This window comes from Ectobacillus antri, from assembly GCF_003852715.1.
Lineage (GTDB): Bacteria > Bacillota > Bacilli > Bacillales > Bacillaceae_G > Ectobacillus > Ectobacillus antri.
Genome location: NZ_RIAV01000006.1, coordinates 97,615 through 123,305, shown reverse-complemented (window position 1 = coordinate 123,305; position 25,691 = coordinate 97,615). Strand labels below are relative to the sequence as shown.

Genomic DNA, 25,691 nt, shown 5'->3' with positions numbered 1-25,691 from the left:
CAATTCTCTACACAGAATTCGATTGAGTTCGGATTTTTCCTTTATGAGTGTTCGTTATTCTCTATTCTGTCGGCTTTAGAGTGACATAATGCAGTTATGTCCCGGCCTCCATCTACAACATGCTATTTTTCATATTGGATCGTATAATTTCCAAGGATTTAAGCATTGTTAAACGATTTTTTTCTTCAATTTCACTTTTTCTTGGAATGGGTGTATACATATTTTCTGAATCTTCCCAATTCAGGCAAATAGGGGTTTTGGCATGAGGCTTCCAAGTTTCAATCCATGCAGGAGGAAGCAGTCCTGACACGGCTTGCTCCTGCATTTCAAGCCAGATTAAGGACCAAGCTCTCGGTACTACTCGCCACATGTCATAGCCGCCTCCACCAACTGCAATCCAGCGACCGTTGCAGTACTGATGAGCTATTTCATGTGCAATCTTCGGAATATCTTTATAGATACGCATGGTAGAGCACAGATGCGTTAGCGGATCGTAATAGTGCGCATCAGCACCATTTTGTGTAAGAATAACATCTGGCTTAAAATACGCAGCTACTTCATGCATCATCGTACGATACGTTTCTAAGAAAGAATCGTCTTCGGTAAATGCATCGAGCGGTACATTAAAGGAATAACCGTAACCGGGACCATGTCCTCTTTCGGTTACAGCTCCTGTGCCTGGAAACAAATAGCGTCCTGTTTCATGCATAGAGAAGGTACAAACATCCGGCGTATCATAGAAAGACCACTGAACGCCATCGCCATGATGGGCATCAGTATCAACATATAAAACGCGCAGACCATATTTACGCCGGATGTATTCAATAGCAATGGAACTGTCATTATAAATGCAAAAGCCGGACGCTTTTCCTTTAAAGCCGTGATGTAATCCACCACCAAGGTTTAAAGCATGCTTTACTTTACCTTCTAAGACATAGTCCACAGCAGTTAAAGTGCCTCCAACAAGCCAAGCGCTGGCTTCATGCATATCTGGAAAAATAGGTGTATCCTCTGTACCTAGTCCATAAGGCAAAGCGCTTTGTTTATCAAGTAGTCCTTTTCCAGCTTTTTTTACAGCTTCAATGTATGCGCTATCATGAATAAGTGCGATTTCCTCATCTGTTGCCATACGCGGAGATACGATTTGCGATTCGTGAATGAATCCCCCTTTTTGCAACAAATCGTATACGAGTCTGACACGAAGTTGGTTGAACGGATGCTCATCACTGAAGCGATAGCTTTGAAAAGCTTCTGAGTAGATAAATACGCTGTCCATTAGAAAGTTGTGTTCGGCCACAATACGTGGTAGCCTTCTCCGCGCAATTGATTAATAATTTTTAGGGGATTCATAGTCTGAATACGAAATACTAAGATTTTTTGCGTTTCATCTTTAGCTGGATATACAAGAACGCTTACGATATTTACATGTTCTTTGGCAAATACCGCTACGACTCTACTTAATATACCTGGTATATTTTCTACTTGTACTTCAATCTGTGATCCGGGCTGATGAGCGCCTGTTAACTCAACGAGTGTATGCAGAACATTTGTCTCAGTAATGATACCGACAAGGCTGCCAGCTTGTGTGACAGGTAAGCAGCCAATTTTATTATCATAAAAAAACGTAGCGATTTCTTCAACAAAATCAAGTGGGTGGCAAGTGATAACCGGCTGTGTCATAATGCGCTGGATCGGTTGTTTTAGCGTATCATTACAAATGTGCTCATCAAGAATAGAAGGACAAGCATCTCTTACATCCCGGTCGGATATAATGCCAACGACCTCCTGATTTGCGGTCACAATGGGAATGTGCCGAATGCCTTTAGCGGTAAGTGTGCGCAGTGCTGTTTCAATCGTGTCCGCAGGGCTTAATGTGATGACGTGCTTATTCATGATTTCTTCTACAATCATTCGTGCGCCCCCTCAATACATAAACCTATTTTTAAAACGTAGCTTATCAAATGCTTCAATAGAGTCTTGGTTAACGCGTTTACCAATCCGAACCATAAGACAGTTTGCAGGATGTGAGCAAATTTCCGGTTCATCTGTGGCCATCCACTCCAGCCCGCCTGCATTCATCATTTTTTCCATGACTTTTCGATATTCCCAAACATTTAATCCTGTTCCTTTTAAATCCCAGTGCCAATAGTATTCGGTTGTAATGATGATATAATCTTCCATATAGTCGTCTAGCATAGATACCTGCAGCATATTTTTACCTACAGAGAAGCCCCTGAAGGCAGGCACAACTTCAACAGCACCAAGTTCAATTAAGTTTTCCATATTTGCTTCTGACCAACGTTCTAGCGGATCTGGATGAAGATATGTAATATAACCGACAATTACATCTTGATGGCGTGCTATAATAATGCGAGCTTCTGGAAGCTTAGAAATTTCTAAAACAGCTTTATATTGCTGTTGTGCCGGTCTAAATGCAGTAAGGTCCTCGTGAAACTGATAGAGTTCCAAATTGCGAGGAGAAACAGGGCCTTCAATAATTAAGGTTCCTTTTGGGGTTTTTAATGTTTTAGCATGGTATACCTTATTATGAATCAATCGATTTCACCCCCTTAATGCTAGTTGTTTCCTTTCATAGTAGCGTATAAGTTACGCGATGTGAATCGAAATTTGTCAGTAAAAATTTACATAAAAATGATGAATTATACTGAAAATTAAGAAAAGTATTATTATAATAAATAGTAGAGTTGCTAAAGGAGGGGGAAGTTACAATGAAAGTGGAAGCGCTTCCGGTTATTAAAGGAGCTAATAATCTAGTAAGTTATGATGAAACATATGCAAATTTTGATTGGAAAGAAACAGAGCAAAACTTTTCCTGGTATACTACAGGTCGTGTAAACATTGCGTATGAAGCAATTGATAGACATGCGGCATCACCGCTTAAAAATAAGGTGGCGCTATATTATCAAGATAGTGAACGTCGTGAGAAATATACCTTTAAAGAAATGATGGAAAACTCCAATAAAGCAGGAAATGTGCTGAAAACATATGGTGATGTAGAAAAAGGAGACCGTGTTTTCATCTTTATGCCGCGCTCGCCGGAGTTGTACTTTACTTTACTTGGCGCAGTAAAGCTTGGTGCGATTGTGGGACCTTTGTTTGAAGCTTTTATGGAAGGAGCTGTGCGCGATCGCTTAGAGGATAGCGAAGCGAAGGTGCTTGTTACGACACCAGAGTTGCTTTCACGTGTTCCCTTTAACGATTTACCAGCTTTAAAAACAGTTTTTCTTGTTGGTGAAAACGTGGAAGAAGGCGGCAAAACAGTAGCGTTTAATCCATTGTTCAAAGCCGCATCTAAAAAATTAGACATTGAATGGGTCAGTCGTGAAGACGGTCTCATCCTTCACTATACATCCGGTTCTACAGGAAAGCCAAAAGGAATTTTACATGTTCATAATGCGATGATTCAGCATTATCAGACGGCAAAGTGGGTATTGGATGTTCAAGAAAATGATGTATATTGGTGCACAGCAGACCCAGGCTGGGTAACAGGTACGTCTTATGGTATTTTTGCACCATGGTTAACCGGTACCTCCAACGTTGTGCTGGGTGGGCGTTTTAGTCCAGACGCATGGTATGAGGCGCTGCAAGAATATGGTGTTACAATTTGGTATAGTGCACCAACGGCATTTCGTATGTTAATGGGAGCGGGAGATGATGTACTGAAGAAGTATGATCTATCATCGCTTCGTCATATTATGAGTGTGGGAGAGCCTTTAAACCCAGAAGTGGTTCGCTGGGGTATGAAGGTATTCCATTTACGCATACATGATACGTGGTGGATGACGGAAACAGGCGGACAAGTTATTTGTAACTATCCTTGCATGGAAATTCGTCCAGGTTCTATGGGCAAGCCACTTCCAGGTATTCAAGCAGCCATTGTGGATAACGAAGGCAAAGAAGTACCTCCTTACACAATGGGAAATCTCGCTATCAAAAAAGGATGGCCATCTATGATGCGTACGGTTTGGAATAATCAAGCAAAATATGAGTCTTATTTTATGCCAGGAGACTGGTACGTATCAGGAGATTCTGCTTATATGGACGAAGACGGTTACTTTTGGTTCCAAGGACGAATTGATGATGTAATCATGACGGCAGGAGAGCGTGTAGGTCCATTTGAAGTAGAAAGCAAGCTTGTTGAACACCCTGCGGTCGCAGAAGCAGGTGTTATCGGTGTACCAGACCCTGTTCGCGGTGAAATTATTAAGGCATTTATCGCATTGCGTACCGGTTATGAGCCATCTGATGAATTAATTGAAGATATTCGTCTGTTTGTTAAGAAAGGCTTGGCTGCACATGCGGCACCTCGTCAAATTGAATTTCGAGATAAATTGCCTAAAACAAGAAGTGGTAAAATTATGCGCCGCGTTCTAAAGGCGTGGGAACTTGATTTGCCGACAGGAGATCTTTCGACAATGGAAGATTAATAAGAAAGAAGCTTGAACCGCGGTGTTCAAGCTTCTTTTTTATGCTAAGATAAAAGAGTGTGAAAAAAGCTGTTTTTTAAAATGATAAGAGAATGATACATAGTGCACGTATAAGTTCTGTTAGAATAGGATAAAGGAGTGAAGGCTATGCGTAATGAAGATAAAGAGTCTCTTGTGGAAACAATGGATAAATACGATAAAATTATGAAGCGAATTTCCATTCATCGCACACCGCCGGCAAGACGAATGGAATTGAAAATTGAAGGAACATTGTATACACATTTGGAGCAGGAAGAGTTTTTGAAAGAATTTACAAATTGGCTGGAAAAGGAGCATCATAGTTCTCGCTTCATTGGACAAGTGACAGTCAAGAAGTAAGGTGTGTATGGGATTGACAGTGTTGGGGAAATAATGATATAAAAGGTTATATATCAAGTCAATAAATAAGCGTTGAAAGGCTACAGTAGTGGTTGACTCACTGTTATAAGAGAGCCGGTGGTTGGTGTGAATCGGTACAAAGTCAAACATGAATTACATCCTGGAGCATTCTTTTTCGAATGAGCATGTGCTTAGGAGGAAAAGAACGGTTAAAGCCGTTATGGAAATCAAGTGGTGACATACATGTCACAACTAGGGTGGTACCGCGATTATAAAATCGTCCCTTTTTAGGGGCGATTTTTTTATTTTAAAGGAGTGAACAGAATGGATATTTTACAGGATTTAGAGTTTAGAGGTCTTATTAATCAACAAACAGACGCGGAAGGCCTGCGAGAGTTGCTTGCAAAAGAAAGTGTCAAGTTGTACTGCGGATTTGATCCGACTGCAGATAGCTTGCATATTGGGCATATGCTTCCCATTTTAATTTTGCGTCGTTTTCAATTAGCAGGTCATCAGCCAATCGCACTAGTAGGCGGCGGTACGGGTTTAATTGGAGATCCGAGCGGTAAAAAGGCGGAGCGTCAATTGAATGAACAAGATACAGTTGCGATGTTTAGTCAGCGCATTAAAGAGCAGCTATCTCGTTTTCTTGATTTTGAGAAAACAGGTAATCCGGCAACAATCGCGAACAACTATGATTGGATTGGATCTTTAGATTTAATTACGTTCCTTCGTGATATTGGTAAAAACTTCGGGTTAAATTATATGTTAGCAAAGGATTCGGTTGCTTCTCGTTTAGAAACAGGTATTTCCTTTACAGAGTTCAGCTACATGATCTTGCAATCATACGACTTCTTAAAGTTGTATCAAACAGAAGGTTGCCGACTGCAGGTAGGCGGTAGTGACCAATGGGGCAATATTACGGCTGGTATGGAATTGATTCGGAAAACAGAAGAAGACGCAAAGGTATTTGGTCTAACAATTCCACTTGTAACAAAATCCGATGGTACGAAGTTTGGTAAAACAGAGGGCGGCGCAGTATGGCTTGATCCAGAGAAAACAACACCATATGAGTTTTACCAATTCTGGATTAATACAGATGACCGCGATGTAATTAAATACTTGAAATACTTTACATTCTTGTCTCATGAGGAGATTTTGGCGCTTGAAAAACAAACACAAGAAGCTCCTGAAAAGCGTGCGGCCCAAAAAGCACTTGGAGAAGAGATGACAAAGCTTGTACATGGTGAAAAAGCACTAGAACAAGCAATTAAAATTTCACAGGCTTTATTTAACGGTGCAGTAGCAGAGCTAACAGCTGCTGAAATTGAGCAGGGCTTTAAAGATGTACCTTCTTACACACATACGGGTGAAGATATTACGCTTGTTGATTTGCTCGTTAACAGCAAAATCTCTCCGTCTAAGCGTCAGGCGCGCGAAGATATTACAAGCGGTGCAATTTCTGTAAACGGCGAGCGTGTACAAAGCACGGACGCAGTTCTAAACAAGGACAATCGCATCGAAGATAAATTTACGATTATTCGACGTGGAAAGAAAAAATACTTTTTGATTAAATACTAATAAAAAGGCGTAAGTGAATCTTACGCTTTTTCCTTTATTACTTAGAAAGGAGATATACAAATGGATGTTGTGAAATGGTTTAATACATATGTGATGAGTCCAGATAAGCTGGTGAGTTTGGGAGGTGCGCTGTTAAAGGTAATCTTTATTTTTATTGTGGCGCGAATTGTGATTCATTTTGTGCGTGTTGCAATTGAAAAGATGTTTCGGATTCGTTCACGAACACCGATGATGCGTCATAGTGAACGAAGAGAAGCAACGCTTACGAAGCTCTGTCAAAATATTGCGGTATATATCATTTACTTTATTGCAGCGTTAACCGCGTTGGAAGCGATGGGAATTGATATAAAGGCTTTGCTTGCTGGTGTTAGTATCGTCGGATTGGCAGTCGGCTTTGGCGCGCAAAACCTAGTGAAGGATATTGTGACAGGTTTTTTCATTATTTTTGAAGATCAATTCTCAGTCGGAGATCTAGTGAAAATCAATGATACGGCTGGTACAGTAGAGGAAGTCGGTCTTCGTATCACGAAGCTGAAAGCACCAGATGGCGAAGTGTTTTTCTTTGCAAACAGTGCGATTACGAAGGTTGCGAATTATACGCTTGGCGGAAAAACAGAAATTCCAGTGCCAGAGTCATCATCTTAAGTAAGAAGGAAGAGAATAGGTAGAGCCCCCGCTTAGGTGGGGTTTTTGTCTTGTGTAAAATAAAAATCTAGTGAAAACGGATATACATATAAAGTAGAATAGAATGATAAGTATAGGTAGTGTATTACATAAGTTGAAAACACAAACGATGCAGCTAAATAACTCGAAGAGCTGAGTATCGCAACTTCTGTCAAAACCTATTGGATATTTTATAAAAAAACAAAACCCCTTTAAAATAAATTTTAAAGGGGTTTTGTACACTACTCAGTAATCTAAACAGATTAACGAGAGTAGAACTCTACGATTAGAGCTTCGTTGATTTCAGCTGGCAATTCAGAACGCTCAGGAAGGCGAGTGAATGTAGCAGAAAGCTTGTCAGCATCGAAAGAAAGGTACTCAGGTACGAAGTTGTTAACTTCTACTGCTTCTTTAACCACTGCAAGGTTAAGAGACTTTTCACGAAGGCTGATTGTTTGACCTGGCTTAACGCGGAAAGATGGGATATCTACGCGGTTACCGTCAACAGTAACGTGACCGTGGTTTACCAATTGGCGTGCGCCGCGACGAGTGCGAGCAAGACCCATACGGTATACCAAGTTGTCAAGACGAGACTCAAGAAGAATCATGAAGTTTTCACCGTGCTTACCAGCCATTTTGCCAGCAAGATCGAATGTACGACGGAATTGACGCTCATTCACACCGTACATGTGACGAAGCTTTTGTTTCTCTTGCAATTGCAAGCCGTATTCAGAAAGTTTTTTACGTTGACCTGGACCGTGTGGACCTGGTGCGTAAGGGCGTTTTTCTAATTCTTTACCTGTACCGCTTAGAGAAATACCAAGGCGGCGAGAAAGTTTCCAAGATGGACCTGTATAACGTGACATGTTACATTCCTCCATGTTTTTATTTTACGTAAAATAAAAACAGACGTGAGACGTTTGCTGATGCGTATTTTGTTTTCATGCATCCTCGCCCCAGCAGCAAGGAGTTACGCGATGCACCTCTGATGAGGAACAAAATACAAACAAAAGCACCTTCTCAAAGGCTGCATATTTTACACAAATGCTATTATATCTCGCTGGTAGGTGAGAGTCAAGTATATTTCCTTGCTATTCATGCTAGGTAAATACTGGAAAAGAACCCAGCCGGTTTGAGACGTACCCACGTTTTAAGTTCCTGACTGTATAATAGAAGGATTTTTATATATGTATGTGGAATGTGATGAAGAACGAAAAGAAAACGCTTACATAAATTGAATGGAGGGCTTTTGTATGGAAAGGAGTACAACGATGAAGCGACCAAATTTAGAAACGTTATTAATTCATCATGGATATGAAGCGAAGGAGTACGGGGGGAGCTTGACACCCCCATTGTTTCAAACGTCAACGTATACGTTTGAAACAGCAAAGCAGGGCGAGCTGAGTTTTCGTGGTGAAAGTAATCAATATATATACTCACGTTTAGGAAATCCGACTGTTCAGCTTTTAGAGGAAAGAATGGCAGTATTGGAAGGTGGAGCGGACGCGCTTGCATTTGGTTCGGGTATGGCCGCTGTATCCACAGTACTTCTTTCGTTGCTTAAAACAGGTGATCATATTGTTTGTTCAAAAGGGTTATATGGATGTACGTACGGTTTGCTGGAAATGTTGCAGGAGCGTTTTGGCATTACCCATACATTATGCGATATGAAAAGCGAGAACGATTTATTACACGCCTCTAAGTTAAATACAAAAGTCGTGTTTGTAGAAACGCCAATTAATCCAACTATGCAGATTATTGATTTGCAAATAGTAGTTAGTGCTGCAAAGAAGCAAGGCTGGATAACAGTTGTTGATAATACCTTTTGTTCTCCATATCTGCAAAATCCTCTTGCCTTAGGATGTGATGTGGTGCTCCATAGTGCTACGAAGTACATCTGCGGTCATGGAGATGTTGTAGCAGGCATTGCTGTATGTAAAACAGCGGCTCTGGCGGAATGTATGCGGCCGATGCGTAAAGATACGGGCGGTATTATGTCACCATTTGATGCTTGGCTTTTGTTACGCGGATTAAAGACATTGGCTGTGCGTATGGACCGTCACTCGGCAAATGCCATAAAGGTAGCAACGTTTCTTAAAGAGCACCCTGCGGTAGAGAACGTGTATTATCCATTTTCCACAGATCATCCGGATTATCATATTGCAACCAAACAAATGAAGCAGGGGGCAGGTGTTATATCTTTTACCATTCACGGCGACATGGAGAAAGCGCAAGCGGTTATGGATCGACTAGAACTTATCTCAATTGCGGTAAGCTTAGGAGATGCAGAAACATTAATCCAACATCCAGCAACGATGACACATGCAGTTGTACCAAAAACTATACGTGAACAAATGGGGATTCATGATAATCTATTGCGTTTATCAGTAGGCTTAGAGGCCTGTGAAGATATTGTGAAAGATTTAGAAAAAGCGTTAGGATAAAAGAAAGAGGCGCGTATGAGCGCCTCTTTCTTTAATTTACATATTTCATCAATACAGACACAAATTTTTCTAGATACAACTGATCTGTTTCATCAAAGCGTGCTTTGCTAGGGCTATCAATATCAAGTACTCCAATTACTTGGTCATTCTTAATCATAGGTACAACAATTTCTGAGTTGGAGGCTGCATCACATGCAATGTGACCTGGGAATTGATGAACATCCGCAACAAGTTGAGTCTGTTTTGTCGCTGCAGCAGTTCCGCATACACCTCTTCCAAACGGAATACGTACGCATGCAGGTAAGCCTTGAAATGGCCCAAGTACCAGCTGCGTTCCCTCTGTGAGATAGAAACCGACCCAATTAATATCATTAAGAAATTGATTTAAAAGCGCAGATGCATTGGCTAGATTAGCAATGGTATTTGTTTCACCAGCAAGTAGCGCATCGAGTTGTTTGATCACAACTTCATAATTCTCTTCGCGGTTACCGTTATAAGTGGATGTTGCAAACATAAATACCGCCTCCTTTTGTAAAATAGTATCGGAAAACAAAAGATTAACAATGACTTTGTCGATAGAAACTTAAAGGAATTTGTCTTAAAAGTCAAGAAATTAAGTAAAAAGAGTTGTTTTTCAAGGGAGAGAAGGATGAGCGATAGACAATGAGAGTGTGATTTGCGTACGTGTCTCTCTTTATATGTTTGAGTTGACTATACATTGGAAGATCTGTATGAAAATGAAATTGAGGACATGATTGTATATCCCATGAAGGGGGCGTAAAAGAATGACGTGCACCAAGCAGAAGATTATTGAAGCCGCCATATGTTTGTTTAATACAAAGGGTTATCATGGTACGTCTGTCCGTGATATTGCTTCTGAAGCAGGGGTCAATGTGGCTAATATTTCTTATTATTTTTCCGGAAAGAAAGGGCTGTTAGAACATTTGGTTACTGGCTTTTTAGAAGGATATATTAGCACAATGGCAGAAGCTTTTGAAATGCGTCATGTTTTGTCTCCTAAAGAAGTTGTGTTTCTCATTGTCCGCGATATTTTACATTACCAATCGTCTCATCGATCACTTACACGCTTTGTATACAGAGAATTGTCTTTAGATAGCATTCTTATTCGAGAGATTATGACCACATATTTGCAGCGTGAAAAATATTATTTAAAACATATTATAGAGACAGGACGTGAGCAAGGTGTATTTATCCGTACCCCCTTTTCTGTGTTTATGTCGCAGTTAAAGGGAATGCTCAGTGCTCCGTATTTGTATCCGCAATATATATCAGAAGTGCTGTATGAACGTCCTTCAGATGAATATTTTACAAAAATGTACGGAAAAGAAGTAGAAAAGTGGCTAAGTATGATGATGGAAGGGAACCCCTCTCCTGTTACACAAGTTCTTCATTTGTAAAGGCATGCACATCTAATTTGAGATAAAAAGACTTATCAAACGTGCGAGCATCAGCACGTTTTTTTTGATGTAAAACGAATTGTAAAAAAATCTTAAAATTTGAGCCAAAAACAGGGCATTACATGATATTATAAAGACATTGACATTGCTTGTATATAGAGTGCAAAGCACTGCTTGGTGTAGTGTGGAAACTGCTGTCGTAATGATAAAATTAATCAACAGTAATTATATATACATATATGCCTTCCAGATTAGAGCGGAACGGGAAAAAACGAAAAGAGGAGGCTGCTTGATGGGCTCATTGTTAACTTTTATTATTGTAATCATAAGTATTATACTGATATACCTATTAACCGGTCTTATAATTAAAAATCGTGCGGATAGAGAACTGCAGGAATTAAAAGCTTGGAAACAGGCATTAAAGGATAAACCGGTTGCTGATGAATTAAAAAAGGTAAAAGACCTGAATATGACCGGACAAACGGAAGCATTATTCGAAAAGTGGCGCAATGAATGGGATGAGGTGTTAACCGTTTCCATTCCTCAAATTGAAAAGGATTTGCAGGAAGCAGAGAGTTCGCTTAGCGGCTTTTTATCACGTAAATCTAGGTTGTTCATGGAGCAAGCGGGTGGTTTGCTTGTAGAGGCAGAAGAAAAAATTGAAGGTATTGTAAAAGAGCTTCATAATTTATTGGAAAGTCATACCAAAAACAATGCTGAGATTGAAGTTGTACGTAGTGCCTATCGAGAAGTGAAGAAAAATATGTTAGCATACCGTCATACAGTAAGTTTGGCGGAAAAGAAGCTAGAGGAACTGTTGGATCAGGAGCATCAGAAATTTCAGCAATTTGAAGAAGCTACGGTGAATGGGAATTACTTAGAAGCCCGTGATATTGTCCGCAGCTTAGAGCAAGGTGTTGCACACTTACAAACATTGTTGGAAGATATACCGGATTTACAGCTAGACTGCCAAGCTAATTTGCCTGGGCAAATTTCGGATCTATTGCTGGGATATCAGGAGATGGAAGAACAGGGTTATATTCTTCACCATTTGCAAATTGATAAAGAAGTGCAAGATATGCAACATCAAATTCAGCTTGCATTAGATGATATTAAAACATTGCGTGTGCATGAAGCGAAGGCGCGAACAGAATCAGTAAAAAATAAATTGGATTCTCTGTATGATGTACTAGAAAATGAAGTTACCGCCAAGTACCATGCGGAAAAAGAACAAAGAGAAATTGGTATGGCTCTGATTCAATTGAGAGAAAAATCTAACCAAACAAAAGAAGAAACGCAATTTGTGAAGCAAAGCTACGAGTTAAGTGATGAGGATGTGGAGGCGCAAAAATATGTGGAGAAGCAAGTTGTTTTTCTCATGAAACGATTTGAAGCCTTACAAATACGGATTGCAGAACAAGATGTTGCTTTTTCTGTCATTGGAGAAGAGTTAAGTGATGTTAGGAAACAGATTGAAGAGACGAGTCGTCTTCATGCAGAATACACAGATATGCTTGCAACACTTCGGAAAGAAGAACTGCAAGCGCGTGAAACATTACAGCAAATGAGAAGTGATATTCTAGAAGTAAAACGCCTTTTACAGAAGTCAAATATACCAGGAGTGCCTCAGGACATGTTAGAGAGCCTAGCTTATGCGCAAGTGGCTGTACGAAAGGTGTACGAGCAATTAGAGTACAAGCCCTTGAATATGAACGAAGTACATAAAGTACTGAAAGAAGCGCAAGGTCTTGTCTTAGGTATGAGCAGTTCGGTTAAGGAATTAATTGAGCAAGCCGCCTTAGTGGAAAAAATGATTCAATATGGCAATCGTTATCGAAGTCAAAGCAGAAAGGTAGCGGATCATTTGGCACATGCCGAAGTGTTGTTCAGACAGTATCAATACAAAGCCGCTTTAGAACAAGTTTCTGCCACACTCGAGCAGGTTGAGCCTGGTGTAACAGGAAAGATTGAGGAGTTTGTTAGGACTGAGTAGACCCCTTAGCAATAAGGGGTTTTGCTATGGGTGCGGCCAAATATCTGCTAATTGATAAGGCTATGTTAAACAAGTCAATGAGACCTCAGCTTGACAGGAAGTAACTGTATCAAACCTTCAAAGATGTTATAAAAGAGAGGGAAGTAAATTGTTATCTAGTAAGAATAGAAACGCCTTTACTTTCCTGCGTATGAGGTATAACCCAAGGGGAAGCTAAGAAAAAGTCATAAGGAGGATGCAATGATTTATTTTGATAATAGTGCAACAACAAAGCCGCATCCGGAAGTATTACAGTCTTATGTAACGGCTGCGGAGAAATATTTTGGGAATCCATCTTCTATTAATGGTTTAGGTGCAGCAGCAGAGAGATTGCTTTCACAATCTAGAAGTATGACGGCAAAATTGCTGGGCGTAAAACCAAACGAAATTGTCTTTACGTCCGGAGGAACCGAAGGAAATAATTTGGCAATCAAAGGTACAGCTATTCGTCATCGCTCACGCGGTCGACATGTCATTACCACTGCAATCGAACACGCGTCAGTGAAAGGAGCCTTTAATCAGCTAGAAGCACTTGGTTTTGAAGTAACATACTTACCAGTAAATCCAGCGGGAAGTGTAGATGTTCGCGTGCTTGCCGAGTCAATCCGTTCAGATACCATTTTGGTTTCTGTTATGCATGTCAATAATGAAACGGGAGCTATTCAACCAATTGAAGAAATCGGAAGACTGTTACAAAACCATCCAAAGGTCATTTTTCATGTGGATAATGTCCAAGGAGTTGGAAAAGTGCCGCTTCATTTAAAACGCGCGAACATAGATCTTTGTACAATGTCGGGACATAAGTTTCATGGTGTAAAGGGAACTGGGATTTTATATGTACGAGAAGGAGTTACAATTGATTCTATTCTTTCAGGTGGGCAGCAGGAGCAATATTATCGCTCTGGTACAGAAAACGTCCCAGGTATTGTGGCGATGACTAAAGCACTCCGTATGAGCATAGAAAAGCAAGATGCGCATATAAAACAGCTAGAACAAATTAAAGCATTTGCACTTGATGAATTACAAGCTATGCCATCAGCTGTTATTAATACACCGGTACACGCCGCACCACACATTATAAACGTTTCTTTTCCGGGATTAAAGCCAGAGGTGCTCGTGCATGCTCTTGAAGAACATGATATTTACATCTCTACAAAGTCAGCATGTTCTTCTAAGGCAAAGGATATTAGCTATGTACTACTGGCGATGGGAGTTGCAGAAAAAACAGCACAAAGCGCCGTTCGGATTAGTTTATCTGGTCAGAATACCATGGAAGAGATGCAACAATTTATTACGGTGCTTCGCCGCACTGTGGCAAAATTATACGAAGTAATGAGGGAAACAGTATGAATTATGATCACATCTTGATTCGCTACGGCGAAATGACAACAAAAGGGAAAAATCGCGCTAAATTTGTGAGTGTATTAAAAGACAATGTCAAACATCGTCTTAAAAAGTTTTCTGCGCTTGAATTGGAAGTAACAAGAGATCGCATGTATATTAAGCTAAACGGGGAAGATCACGAAGCAGTTATTGAAAAAATCCGTCATATTTTTGGTATTCATACGTTTAGTTTAGCAATGAAAGTAACAACAGATTTGGAAGAGATGAAGCGCGGCGCATTGGAGGCGTTTTTACAGGTAAGCGAGGGTGTAAAAACCTTTAAAATATCTGTTCATCGTACGTACAAGCACTTTCCAATGGAAACGAATGAATTGAACCACGAACTTGGTGCGCATATTTTACGAAATACAGAAAACATTACTGTAGATGTTCGTAAGCCGGATGTAAATGTACGTGTAGAAGTACGTGAGGAATTCACGTATATTATGTGTGAGGATTTACAGGGAGCGGGAGGTTTACCTGTAGGTGTAGGAGGAAAAGCGATGCTTCTGCTTTCTGGTGGTATCGACAGTCCTGTTGCAGGATACTTAGTGATGAAGCGCGGTGTGACATTAGAAGCTATTCATTTTCACAGTCCGCCTTTTACGAGCGAGCGTGCTAAGCAAAAGGTTATTGATTTGGCGCAACGCCTGACAAAGTATTGTAAGCGAATTACGCTTCATATTGTGCCGTTTACAGAGGTGCAAAAAGCAATTCATAAGCAAGTACCGGATAGCTATACAATGACAGTCATGCGCCGTATGATGCTTCGCATCGCAGAGCGTGTTGCGGCTGAGCGCGGTGTACTAGCTTTGGCGACAGGAGAAAGTCTTGGGCAGGTAGCTAGCCAAACGCTCGATAGTATGCATACAATTAATGAAGCGACTAATTACCCCATCTTGCGTCCTTTAATTACAACAGATAAAGTAGAGATTATGAAAATTGCGCGCGAGATTGATACGTATGACTTATCCATTTTGCCTTATGAAGATTGCTGTACCATTTTTACACCACCAAATCCTTCTACAAAACCAAAGCGTGAAAAAGCAAATCGCTTCGAGCAATTTTATGACTTTGAACCACTCATCCAAGATGCTGTGGAAAATATTGAGAAAATGATATTGCATGCGGAAGTAGAAGAAAAAGAAGAATTTGAAGAATTGTTCTAGAATAAATTACCAATTTTTTTAAGGATGAAAACATGTGTTTTTTCACACTCTATATTCACAAGGAGGTGAATACACATGACAAGAACAAACAAATTAGTAGCTCCTGGTTCACAAGCAGCTATCGACCAAATGAAATACGAAATCGCTTCTGAGTTCGGTGTAAACCTTGGTCCTGAAGCAACTGCTCGTGCTAACGGTTCTGTAGGCGGCGAAATTACAAAGCGCCTTGTAGCAATGGCTGAGCAACAACTAGGTGGATACCAAAAGTAATTGCATATATATGGATAAGAGAGTGGAGTAGATACTCCCCTCTTTTTTTGATGCTACCTTTTGTTGCGGAAGCGGTCTGCTTAGTGCTACAACCTGCTAAGCTTCCCTCTCGGTGCCAAGCAACAAATGTAAATTAGTTACATTAAGTGTAATACATACATTGATCAAAAAATTATACTGTTTTGTCGTAAAATAAATATTTATGTTTTCTTTTGTAGAAATCATACAGTATTTGTCAAAATAATATTATTCAAAATATAATGAAAATTCATTACGATTAAAGGGAGGCATGATATAAAAGGGGGATTTCTATGAACCATAATCAATTAATAGCACCAGAACAGTACAATTTGGTATCGGAATTTGAAAAGTATGCGCAAGATTCACAGAAAGTTGCCCTCCTCTGGAGAAGTGAAGAAGATGAAACGAAGCTCATTACGTATCGACAATTAATAGAGGGCTCGAATAAAATTGGAAACGCTTTTATAAAAAGTGGTTTACGAAAAGGTGACAAGGTTCTGGTCATGATGCCACGTTTAATTGAATCTTATATGGTTTATATAGGTGCAATTAAAGCTGGGTTAGTTGTTATACCAAGCTCTGAAATGTTGCGTCAAAAGGATATTGAATATCGCATTGCACATGGAGAAGTAAAAGCGATTGTCAGTCATGCACCTTATATCTCTCAATTTCAAGGCATTCATGCTATACAATATTTACAAAAATTTGTAACTGGTGAACATGTTGAGAATTGGACAAGTCTTTCAGAAGCACTTGAACAAGAAAGCGATGTATTAGAAGCGGCGGATACCAATCGGGATGATATGGTATTTTTGTCGTATACATCAGGCACAACAGGCAATCCAAAAGGTGTTGTTCATACACACGGATGGGCATACGCCCATTTGCGTACAACCGGTCCAAACTGGCTTGGAATTAAAGAGGATGACCTTGTATGGGCCACTGCAAGCCCGGGGTGGCAAAAGTGGATTTGGAGTCCGTTTTTGGCAACACTCGGTTCTGGGGCAACGGGGTTTGTATATCACGGCAAATTTGAGCCAAAGCGTTATTTGGATATGCTCAGCACGTATAACATTAATGTGCTGTGCTGCACACCAACGGAATATCGATTGATGGCAAAGGTTGATAATTTACATACGTATGAGTTACCTCATTTGCGTAGCGCTGTTTCGGCAGGAGAACCGCTAAACCGAGGAGTCATTGATACGTTTCGTCGTTATTTTAACATTAGTGTACGTGATGGTTACGGACAAACTGAAAATACACTTCTAGTGGGCGTTATGGATGGAATGGAGCTAAGACCTGGCTCTATGGGCAAACCAACACCAGGAAATCAAGTGGCTATTGTAGATGAATATGGAAATCCACTAGGCGTAGGTGAAGTAGGAGATATTGCGGTGCATATTAGTACACCTGCTTTATTTAAGCATTATTATAAGGATCCGGAGCGAACAGCGATGCAGTTTCGCGGAGAGTATTATATTACAGGTGATAAAGCAAAGATGGATGAAGACGGCTATTTTTGGTTTGAGGGCCGCGGTGATGATATTATCATCAGCTCTGGTTATACCATCGGCCCGTTTGAAGTAGAGGATGCGTTAGTTAAACATCCTCTGGTAAAAGAGTGTGCTGTAGTAGCAAGTCCCGATGAAATACGTGGTAATGTCGTAAAAGCTTTTGTTGTATTGCAAGAGGGTGTATTGGGAGATGATGCTTTAATTGCTGATTTGCAGCAGCATGTAAAAAGCTTAACAGCTCCTTACAAATATCCTCGTAAAGTGGAGTTTGTCAGCGAACTACCGAAAACAACATCTGGTAAGATTAGACGAATAGAGCTACGGCAACGCGAGCAAGAGTCTGTGTATAAATGATAGTTTTAGGAGACGGAATATTCCGTCTCCTTATATAATGAAATTAGGTCACATTTTGCTCATGCAGTGTACATAAAGGAGGATATATGGGAGAACTTTGGTATGGTGGACGTATTTATACAATGGAACAAGAAGGAGAAACCGTAGAAGCAGTGTATGTCGCTAATGGTAAGATTGTAGAAACGGGAACAGCAGAAGCGCTTTCTCGTACTTATCAAGTCGATACTTATCATGACTTACAAGGACAGGTTATGCTACCTGGGTTAACAGACAGTCATATGCATCTTATCGGACACGGAGAGCGTCTTATGCGCTTGGACCTCAGTTATTGCACGTCATATGAGGAGATGTTAGGGTTGATAGCTGACAAGGCCGCAAATACACCAAGTGGTGAATGGATTATCGGTGAGGGCTGGAATGAGAATGCTTTTACAGATTGTAAAACAATCCATAAAAAAGACTTGGATCGGATTACAAGTGAACACCCTATTGTATTAAAGCGCATGTGCCGTCATGTGGTACTGGTCAATTCCTACGTTTTGGATCAGTTACAATTGCCTAAAGATAATCCAAAAGGTGGGAAAATTGGCCGAGATATAACAGGTGAACCAAATGGTTTACTATATGAACGTGCACAAGAACTGCTAGACGATATGATGCCAACGCAAAGCGACGCTTATTTACAAAAGGCCTTGGAAACAGCTGTTGCAGATTGCTACAGCAAAGGGCTTGTGGGTTGCCACACAGAGGATTTGAATTACTACGGTGGCTTTGCCCAAACATACCACGCGTTTGTGAAGGGGCTAAGTGATAAACCTTTTAAAGCACATTTACTTGTCCATCATGAAGTAGTGGATGAACTACCACAATATGAAAGCACACGCTACATTGAGTTTGGAGCAATGAAGATTTTTGCAGATGGCTCGCTAGGTGGGCGAACAGCTTTGCTGAGTGAGCCCTATGCAGATGAAGATACCAAGGGTGTTGCGGTGTTTGAAAGAGAAGAACTCGCGCAACTGGTCAAAAAGGCAAGAGAAATGGGATTGACGGTGGCGGTTCATACGATTGGTGATTTATCATTTGAGTATATTGTAGAAGCGATTGAAAAGCATCCACCGTACCCAGGACAACGAGATCGAATTATCCATTGTCAGGTATTGCGAAAAGATTTGATTGAAAGAGCTAAGTTATTACCAGTTGTGCTAGATTTACAACCTGTATTTGTGACATCTGATTTTCCTTCCGTAATTGAAAAACTGGGTCCTGACCGCCTGCAATATGCGTATGCATGGAAGACGTTGTTGCAGGAGGGGTTTATGTGTGCTGGTGGCTCGGATGCACCAATTGAAGATGTAAATCCGTTTTTGGGCATATATGGTGCAGTAACAAGAAAAAGCTTATTTGACGGAATGGTGTACATGCCCGAAGAAAGGTTAAGTGTGTTTGAAGCACTACAGTTATTTACTATAGGAAGTGCATTAGCCATTTACAAAGAAAATGAGCGTGGCAAGATTGTCCCTGGATACGACGCAGATTTTACGATTATAGATAGAGACCCATTTACAATTGAAGCAGATGAATTACTTCATATAAAGGCGTGCATGACAGTCGTGGATGGGAAAATTGTCTATAACAAATAACGAGGCAAATGTCTCGTTATTTGTTTGTCCGCTTCCGCTTTTCTAGTGTCGAGCTGCAGCGGCTAGCTCCTCCGGTCAGAGAACCCCAGCCCATTAAGGCAAAAAGCGCCTTTATGTGCCGGGAACCTCTGCCTTATGGAGCTGAACGAGCCGCTTCCGCTTTTCTTATAAAAATGTACGTTGTACTTTTTCCCAGAACGAATTGTTTTTTAGTTTAACTGTTTTGATGGGTTTGTCGCTTAGCTGAATTTGTACGCGCTCAACGTGCTGAATGCTAAGCGCTTCATTATCCATACCCATGACAGGATAACTGCTGTCACCTGGTGCAATACGAAGTGTTAATGTACGATTGCCGCTGAGGATAAAAGGTGAGCCAAGGGTGCGGTAGCTGTTATTATTTAACGATGCTAACTCACTTACTTGATAACAAGGTAACATTGGATCTACAACTGCGCCGCGCAGTGATTTATTATAAGCTGTGCTTCCTGTCGGTGTGGAAACGACAAGACCGTCACCGCGGAATGTTTCAAAATATAAATCGTCAATAAATACATCTACGGCAAACGTTTTAATAATACTTGAACGTAAAGAGAATTCATTCAAACAGTAAAAAGACGTTTCATCATCAATCGTTACGTGAATCGTTGGGTATTTTCGTACTTCAATTTCTGTATGTGTAATTTCAGCGAGCGCTTTATCTGCATGATCAATATGAAAATCGCAGTAAAAAGATGTTTCATCTGTTACAGAGACACCTGCATATAAGCAATCATTACGAAAGCCTGTTTTGCGAAGGGCTTGCAAAAATGTACCGTCTTCTCCAACACTAATAATGGCATTCGCTTCGTTTGGCTGCGACATGATTGTAAATCCTTTTTCCTCTAGCATCGTATAAATCGGTTGCATTTTACTAAATACTGTTTCATCTTTTTCATCGTAAAAGAAATACAGTTTGCGACGATCTTCCATGTTAATCCCTCCACTGCTGTCATAAAGTTGTACTCATATACTATATTTCCATATTAAATGAGAATTCCCTCTTTTCTCTCTTCATCATTCCTTTTGTTTTTTTGGTTGCATTACCATTACTTGTCGATTTTTAATTCAATGAATAGATATTGGTGATTAAGATGATGTGTTTTCACATCGTTTTGTTTTTATGGTTGATTCGTGTTTATTTGCCCTTAAATGCGTCGATAATGGATAAGGAATGAAAGGATGAACGAGTATGCAATGGTTTGTAATCGTACCGGCAGTGCTGTTGCTGCTGTTTTTACTTGTTTTGGTAACGAAAATTTCAATTACAATTATGGCTGGCTATACCCCACAAGAACAGCGAGTGTTTGTAAGAGTTCGTATCTGGTTTTTTCGCTATACCGTTAATGTTTTAGAGTTAATAGAGAAAAAAAAAACTACAGGTGATCAAGAACCAACACAATCTGATGATGATTCGCCTTCTTTTTCCACCTGGTTAGAAAGGTTGCCTGAGTTGATAAAAAGCGCAGGTGACATCCATACTATAATTAAGGGCTTTCTTCGCTCTGTTCGTATTAAGAAGTTTTTATGGCGTTCTTATATTGGAACAGGTGATGCAGCCTATACTGGTATTACTGCTGGTGGTCTTTGGTCTGTTAAGGGAATAATATTGGGTATCCTCAGCACGTATATGAAGATCGCTAAAGCACCAGAGCTTGAGGTTACTCCTGTGTTTCAAGGTGAAATTACAACATCTCAACTAGAATGCACCATTACGTTCCGGATTGGAAAGGCAGTACTAACAGCAATAAAATTATTTCGCTATATACGAAAAAAGAAACCTGTTGTTACAGGTCATGATGCGGATGTAAGGGGGTAATACAATGACACATCCTATCCAAGGGTTGATGACAACCGCTATGGAAAATTTGAAAACGATGATAGATGTAAACACCATTATTGGCGATCCAATTCAGGCCCCGGATGGCAGCGTTATTTTAACGGTTTCAAAAGTAGGGTTTGGATTTGCTGCTGGAGGCAGTGAGTTTGGGAAACGAGAAGGCAACTATCCGTTCGGCGGGGGAAGTGGAGGCGGTGTTTCCATTACACCGGTTGCATTTTTACTTGTGAATGCATCTGGTGTAAAGGTACTTCATCTAGAAAAGCATACGCATCTGCTTGATAAAATCATTGAGCTTACACCGCAGGCGATAGAAAAAGTACAAGATATGATGAAAAAGAACGAAAAACCGCCTGTTTTGATGTAAGTAAAGTAGCACCAAGCGAAGAGAAATTATCGCTTGGTGCTGTGTTTTGTTTGCAATCAGTGCCGCTTCCCTCTATTATAAAAATGTACATATTACATAAATTGAGGAGGATGTTGAAATGGCAAACGTTACATTTAAAGGCAATCCAGTAACTCTGATTGGTAATGAAGTGAAGGTAGGAGACAAGGCGCCAAGCTTTACAGTACTTGCAAATGATTTATCACCAGTGACACTGGACACATATAAAGGCGCTGTGAAACTAATTAGTGTCGTCCCATCTATCGACACGGGTGTGTGCGATGCACAAACGCGCCGTTTCAACGAAGAAGCTTCTCAAGTAGAAAATGTGAAAGTGTTGACGATTAGCGCAGATCTTCCGTTCGCACAAAAGCGCTGGTGTGCGTCTAATGGTTTAGAAAATGTGGTAACACTTTCGGACCATCGAGACCTTTCGTTTGGAGAAGCATACGGTGTTGTGATGAAAGAGCTTCGCTTGCTTGCTCGCGCAGTCTTTGTACTTGACAGTGAAGATAACGTAACGTATGTAGAATATGTGGCGGAAGGGACAAGTCATCCGGATTACGAAGCGGCAATTGCAGCAGTAAAAGCAGCAAAGTAAAACAAAAGCATCCTCTATCATGAGGGTGCTTTTTCAATGGAATGTATAGCAAGTGATATATATGATATGATGAAGCTTATGTGTAATGAGGAGGTATATACAATGAATAAAGTTGAAACCATTTTTTCTGTACTTGATACATCATGTGCGGTGCTAAAAAAGGAATTAGATATTACGTACTTAGAAGCGCTGGTAGAAACGGGTGATAATGTATTTGAAGGAAATGTTTTACAATCAAATTTACCAACGTCTGCAATTGAGAGATTAAACCGGGAATACCAAAAGCTCTCCGAAGAACAATATAAGGGAGAGGAAATGCGCAAAGCCTTTCAACTTTGTTTATTAAAAGGAATGAAAGAAGGGGTACAAGCTAATCATGAGATGACGCCGGATGCAGTTGGCTTGTTTACTGGCTACCTATTTCATAAGTTTTTAAAAGATAAGCAGCACATTACGGTATTAGATCCAGCGGTTGGCACAGCGAATTTACTGACAACAGTATTCAATACAGCGCCGAAGGGAACAACAATGCAAGGTTACGGTGTGGAAGTAGATGAATTATTGCTTCGACTTGCGTTTGTAAATGCAAATTTACAGAGACTAGGTATAGAGTTTTTTCATCAAGATGGATTAGGAGCTCTTTATATTGATCCCGTTGATGCTGTTATCTGCGATTTACCTGTTGGGTATTATCCGAATGAATTACGCGCTGCTCAGTATCAATTATGTGCGGATACGGGTCTTTCCTATACGCACCATCTTTTAATCGAACAAAGCATTAAGCACACAAAAGAAGGCGGATATGTATTCTTCTTGATTCCAAACTTTTTATTTGACAGTGAACAAGCCGCAAAGCTGCATACCTTTTTAAAGGAGCACACGTATATACAAGGTTTGCTACAGCTGCCTGTGTCGATGTTTAAAAACGAGAAAAACGCAAAAAGTATATTTGTTCTGCAGAAAAAAGGGGCTGATGCAAAAGCACCAAAGCAGGCGATGCTTGCAGAGCTTCCATCTTTCTCTAAAGTACAAGCTATGGAATCCATGGTGAAACAAATTGAGGAATGGTTCCAACAAAATAAGTGAAATGTATAACAGTGATTTTATTTGATGTAATACAGATTGTTGAAATATCTTATGGAAATAACAAAAATGTTAGGTTTTTGTAAATCTGTATTATAATATTTTTTTGTGTGTTTCACTCTTTTTTCTTGAAATATATAGCATACAGTGTTTAAATTAGTAAAGTGAATTATGAAACTTCGACACGGTTTGCGGTCTGCCGCATAGCTAACATGAGTGAAAAAGGAGCGAAAGACGACATGTCAAAGGTTATTGCAATCAACGCCGGAAGTTCTTCTTTGAAATTTCAGCTATTTGAAATGCCGAGCGAAAAGGTATTAACAAAAGGTTTAGTAGAACGAATTGGTTTGAACGACAGTATATTTACAATTACAGTGAATGATGAAAAGCAAACAGAAGTATTAGATATCCCGAATCACGATATAGCAGTAAAGATGCTTCTTGATAAATTAACAAGCACAGGCATTATTTCTTCACTAGATGAAATCAGCGGTGTAGGTCATCGGGTTGTTCACGGTGGTGAAAAGTTTGCGGACTCTGTATTGATTACAGATGAAGTATTAGCAGCGATTGAAGACTTAAATGATTTGGCACCTCTTCATAATCCGGCTAATATCGTTGGTATTAAAGCATTTCAAGAAGCTTTACCAAACGTACCAGCAGTAGCGGTATTCGATACAGCGTTCCATCAAACGATGCCGGAAGAGTCTTTCCTATACAGTTTACCGTATGAGTACTATGAAAAATTTGGTATCCGTAAATATGGTTTCCACGGTACCTCTCATAAATATGTAACAGAGCGTGCTGCACAGTTATTAGGTCGTCCAATCGAGCAATTACGTCTGTTATCTTGTCATTTAGGTAATGGAGCAAGTATTGCAGCTGTAGAAGGCGGAAAATCCATTGATACCTCCATGGGCTTTACACCACTTGCTGGTGTAACAATGGGTACTCGTTCAGGTAACCTAGATCCTGCTTTAATCCCATACATTATGGAGAAAACAGGTCAGACAGTTGAAGAAGTAGTAAATGTGCTAAACAAAAAGAGTGGTATGCTCGGTATCACTGGTTTTTCAAGTGACTTACGCGATATTGAGCAAGCAGAAGAAGAAGGAAACGAGCGTGCGAAAGTAGCAATGGATATTTTCGTAAGTCGCATTCACAAATACATCGGTTCTTACGCTGCGCGCATGAAAGGTGTAGATGCAATTATCTTTACAGCAGGTATCGGTGAAAACAGTACGCTAATTCGTGAGCGTGTTCTAGAAGGATTAGAGTTCATGGGCGTATACTGGGATCCAAAACGTAATAAAGTGCGTGGTGAAGAAGCGTTTATTAACTATCCGCACTCTCCTGTGAAAGTGATTGTCATTCCGACAAACGAAGAAGTCATGATTGCGCGTGACGTAACACGTTTGGCGCATGTATAAAAAGGACGGAGCTGTAGCTCCGTCCTTTTTACTGTAATAAATATCAGCTAAAGTCCTCCCTTAGCCTTGACTGAGGTGATAAAAACAGGAAACATATGGTATGATAAAGGAAAAGCGTGTTTGTAAAGGAGTGTGCTGGATGAATCTTTCCCAACGTGAGCAAAAGATATGGAATGATATCGAAAGTTGGCAATATCAGCTATCTCAACAAGATTCTACTGATTTTCAGAGAACGTATGATAAATGGTTAAACAGCTCGTTTGCTAAATTGCCTGGAAGTAAAAAAACAGAGTTTTTTGCAAAAGCGGATCAATGGTTATTTCATCTTCATGCTCTTATTCAAAGCTCGCAGTCGCAGTTAGATGCAAGAAACCGTATTCTTTCCAATGCTAGGCTATTTAAGGAAGAGATTGAACATATTGAAGATTTGCGACAGTTAACGATTGATCAACTCATTTATATAACGGAACAGCAAGTGGCTCGCCACAGACTCTATTCTTTTGTTCAGGGAGCTGCTACGGGTGCAGGGGGGATGCTGCTTTTGGCGGCAGATTTACCGCTAATGATCGCTATTAATTTAAAGGCTGTACAGCTTATCGCCACAACATACGGCTATGATGTGAATAAACCATATGAAATGATGCTTGCTTTAAAAGTATTTCATGCAGCCATATTGCCGTCTCGTTTACAGCAATATGCATGGCGAGAGCTATTGGAGGAATTGGAGCAGGATGAATATGGTCTTTTCTTTTATGAAGGTGCGGAGGACATTATAGATAGCGGTACAGTACAAGTGGTTCTGACTCAAATCTTGAAGGTGTTCGCCGTTCATGCACTGCGACGCAAGGTAATGCAAGGGATTCCAATAATGGGTATTGCGGTAGGATCCACCGTTAACTATCGCATGACACGAAATGTAACAGAGTTTACCCATCGTTTTTATCAAATGCGCTATATGCTAGAAAAACAATCTCAATAAACAGAATACTTTAAAAGTA

At 40.2% G+C, this 25,691-nt stretch carries 24 protein-coding genes and 1 other annotated feature; of the genes, 18 read left to right on the top strand and 6 right to left on the bottom strand.

Features of this window, described 5'->3' with window-relative positions; genetic code table 11:
• Nucleotides 1-112: 112 nt before the first annotated feature.
• From EEJ45_RS08305 to EEJ45_RS08295, 3 genes are read right to left on the bottom strand one after another with little or no spacing between them, the layout of a single operon-like run.
• Nucleotides 113-1,276 (bottom strand): acetoin utilization protein AcuC, encoded by a 1,164-nt coding sequence (locus EEJ45_RS08305; RefSeq protein WP_124564430.1) that lies wholly within the window; start codon nucleotides 1,274-1,276, stop codon nucleotides 113-115.
• Nucleotides 1,276-1,911: an acetoin utilization AcuB family protein gene (locus EEJ45_RS08300; RefSeq protein WP_124564347.1), complete on the bottom strand. Its 636-nt coding sequence runs from the start codon at nucleotides 1,909-1,911 to the stop codon at nucleotides 1,276-1,278. Before EEJ45_RS08300 ends, EEJ45_RS08305 begins: the two co-directional genes overlap by 1 nt.
• Nucleotides 1,912-1,923: 12 nt before the next feature.
• Entirely contained in the window at nucleotides 1,924-2,556 is a 633-nt protein-coding gene (locus tag EEJ45_RS08295) for a GNAT family N-acetyltransferase (RefSeq protein ID WP_124564346.1), read from the bottom strand.
• 173 nt (nucleotides 2,557-2,729) lie between these two features.
• Here EEJ45_RS08295 and acsA point away from each other — a divergent pair, with 173 nt between their 5' ends.
• The 4 genes from acsA (at nucleotide 2,730) to EEJ45_RS08275 (ending at nucleotide 7,052) form a co-directional block, all read left to right on the top strand.
• A complete protein-coding gene (gene acsA, locus EEJ45_RS08290) occupies nucleotides 2,730-4,448 on the top strand; it encodes an acetate--CoA ligase (protein WP_124564345.1) in 1,719 nt (572 codons plus the stop codon).
• 147 nt (nucleotides 4,449-4,595) lie between these two features.
• Nucleotides 4,596-4,826 carry a hypothetical protein gene (locus tag EEJ45_RS08285; protein WP_124564344.1) on the top strand — a complete coding sequence of 77 codons (231 nt, stop codon included), beginning with the start codon at nucleotides 4,596-4,598 and terminating at the stop codon, nucleotides 4,824-4,826.
• 63 nt (nucleotides 4,827-4,889) lie between these two features.
• Nucleotides 4,890-5,114: a binding site (T-box leader), on the top strand.
• A 36-nt stretch (nucleotides 5,115-5,150) separates the two neighbouring features.
• The gene (gene tyrS, locus EEJ45_RS08280) at nucleotides 5,151-6,407 is read left to right on the top strand and encodes a tyrosine--tRNA ligase (RefSeq protein ID WP_124564343.1); all 1,257 of its coding nucleotides are present in this window, start codon (nucleotides 5,151-5,153) and stop codon (nucleotides 6,405-6,407) included.
• A 60-nt stretch (nucleotides 6,408-6,467) separates the two neighbouring features.
• Complete coding sequence (locus EEJ45_RS08275; RefSeq protein ID WP_124564342.1) at nucleotides 6,468-7,052, top strand: mechanosensitive ion channel family protein; 585 nt, start codon at nucleotides 6,468-6,470, stop codon at nucleotides 7,050-7,052.
• Nucleotides 7,053-7,333: 281 nt separating this feature from the next.
• Here EEJ45_RS08275 and rpsD read toward each other — a convergent pair whose 3' ends face one another.
• Nucleotides 7,334-7,936, bottom strand: a complete 603-nt coding sequence (rpsD, locus tag EEJ45_RS08270; RefSeq protein WP_124564341.1) for a 30S ribosomal protein S4 — start codon at nucleotides 7,934-7,936, stop codon at nucleotides 7,334-7,336.
• Between the two features lie 405 nt (nucleotides 7,937-8,341).
• Between rpsD and megL the strand changes: the two genes are divergently transcribed.
• Nucleotides 8,342-9,514: a methionine gamma-lyase gene (gene megL / locus EEJ45_RS08265; RefSeq protein ID WP_124564429.1), complete on the top strand. Its 1,173-nt coding sequence runs from the start codon at nucleotides 8,342-8,344 to the stop codon at nucleotides 9,512-9,514.
• A 31-nt stretch (nucleotides 9,515-9,545) separates the two neighbouring features.
• On the opposite strand, the gene EEJ45_RS08260 is transcribed toward megL, so the two are convergent.
• Nucleotides 9,546-10,028 (bottom strand): GAF domain-containing protein, encoded by a 483-nt coding sequence (locus EEJ45_RS08260; RefSeq protein WP_124564340.1) that lies wholly within the window; start codon nucleotides 10,026-10,028, stop codon nucleotides 9,546-9,548.
• Nucleotides 10,029-10,299: 271 nt separating this feature from the next.
• On the opposite strand from EEJ45_RS08260, the gene refZ reads away from it, so the two are divergent.
• The 7 genes from refZ to EEJ45_RS08225 all read left to right on the top strand — a co-directional run bounded on the left by refZ (nucleotide 10,300) and on the right by EEJ45_RS08225 (nucleotide 19,318).
• On the top strand, nucleotides 10,300-10,932 hold the full coding sequence (gene refZ / locus EEJ45_RS08255) for a forespore capture DNA-binding protein RefZ (RefSeq protein ID WP_124564339.1): 633 nt from the start codon (nucleotides 10,300-10,302) through the stop codon (nucleotides 10,930-10,932).
• A 292-nt stretch (nucleotides 10,933-11,224) separates the two neighbouring features.
• Nucleotides 11,225-12,925 (top strand): septation ring formation regulator EzrA, encoded by a 1,701-nt coding sequence (gene ezrA, locus EEJ45_RS08250; RefSeq protein WP_124564338.1) that lies wholly within the window; start codon nucleotides 11,225-11,227, stop codon nucleotides 12,923-12,925.
• Nucleotides 12,926-13,165: 240 nt separating this feature from the next.
• Nucleotides 13,166-14,314: a cysteine desulfurase family protein gene (locus tag EEJ45_RS08245; RefSeq protein WP_124564337.1), complete on the top strand. Its 1,149-nt coding sequence runs from the start codon at nucleotides 13,166-13,168 to the stop codon at nucleotides 14,312-14,314.
• Nucleotides 14,311-15,516: a tRNA uracil 4-sulfurtransferase ThiI gene (thiI, locus tag EEJ45_RS08240; protein WP_124564336.1), complete on the top strand. Its 1,206-nt coding sequence runs from the start codon at nucleotides 14,311-14,313 to the stop codon at nucleotides 15,514-15,516. The genes EEJ45_RS08245 and thiI overlap by 4 nt, the downstream gene beginning before the upstream one ends.
• A gap of 75 nt (nucleotides 15,517-15,591) precedes the next feature.
• Nucleotides 15,592-15,786 (top strand): alpha/beta-type small acid-soluble spore protein, encoded by a 195-nt coding sequence (locus tag EEJ45_RS08235; protein WP_124564335.1) that lies wholly within the window; start codon nucleotides 15,592-15,594, stop codon nucleotides 15,784-15,786.
• A gap of 311 nt (nucleotides 15,787-16,097) precedes the next feature.
• Complete coding sequence (gene mbcS, locus EEJ45_RS08230; protein ID WP_124564334.1) at nucleotides 16,098-17,678, top strand: acyl-CoA synthetase MbcS; 1,581 nt, start codon at nucleotides 16,098-16,100, stop codon at nucleotides 17,676-17,678.
• Between the two features lie 86 nt (nucleotides 17,679-17,764).
• Nucleotides 17,765-19,318, top strand: coding sequence for an amidohydrolase (locus EEJ45_RS08225; protein ID WP_124564333.1), 1,554 nt, complete (start codon nucleotides 17,765-17,767; stop codon nucleotides 19,316-19,318).
• A gap of 165 nt (nucleotides 19,319-19,483) precedes the next feature.
• Here EEJ45_RS08225 and EEJ45_RS08220 read toward each other — a convergent pair whose 3' ends face one another.
• Entirely contained in the window at nucleotides 19,484-20,287 is an 804-nt protein-coding gene (locus tag EEJ45_RS08220; RefSeq protein WP_124564332.1) for an NAD kinase, read from the bottom strand.
• Between the two features lie 259 nt (nucleotides 20,288-20,546).
• Between EEJ45_RS08220 and EEJ45_RS08215 the strand changes: the two genes are divergently transcribed.
• From EEJ45_RS08215 to EEJ45_RS08190, 6 genes are all read left to right on the top strand, one after another.
• Nucleotides 20,547-21,173, top strand: coding sequence for a DUF2953 domain-containing protein (locus tag EEJ45_RS08215; protein ID WP_124564331.1), 627 nt, complete (start codon nucleotides 20,547-20,549; stop codon nucleotides 21,171-21,173).
• 4 nt (nucleotides 21,174-21,177) lie between these two features.
• Nucleotides 21,178-21,561 (top strand): GerW family sporulation protein, encoded by a 384-nt coding sequence (gene ytfJ / locus EEJ45_RS08210; protein WP_124564330.1) that lies wholly within the window; start codon nucleotides 21,178-21,180, stop codon nucleotides 21,559-21,561.
• A gap of 118 nt (nucleotides 21,562-21,679) precedes the next feature.
• On the top strand, nucleotides 21,680-22,180 hold the full coding sequence (gene tpx / locus EEJ45_RS08205) for a thiol peroxidase (protein ID WP_124564329.1): 501 nt from the start codon (nucleotides 21,680-21,682) through the stop codon (nucleotides 22,178-22,180).
• A gap of 102 nt (nucleotides 22,181-22,282) precedes the next feature.
• The gene (locus EEJ45_RS08200; protein WP_124564328.1) at nucleotides 22,283-23,266 is read left to right on the top strand and encodes a class I SAM-dependent methyltransferase; all 984 of its coding nucleotides are present in this window, start codon (nucleotides 22,283-22,285) and stop codon (nucleotides 23,264-23,266) included.
• Between the two features lie 236 nt (nucleotides 23,267-23,502).
• Nucleotides 23,503-24,693 carry an acetate kinase gene (locus EEJ45_RS08195; RefSeq protein WP_124564327.1) on the top strand — a complete coding sequence of 397 codons (1,191 nt, stop codon included), beginning with the start codon at nucleotides 23,503-23,505 and terminating at the stop codon, nucleotides 24,691-24,693.
• Between the two features lie 139 nt (nucleotides 24,694-24,832).
• Nucleotides 24,833-25,672: an EcsC family protein gene (locus EEJ45_RS08190; RefSeq protein WP_124564326.1), complete on the top strand. Its 840-nt coding sequence runs from the start codon at nucleotides 24,833-24,835 to the stop codon at nucleotides 25,670-25,672.
• The last annotated feature ends 19 nt before the right edge of the window (nucleotides 25,673-25,691 follow it).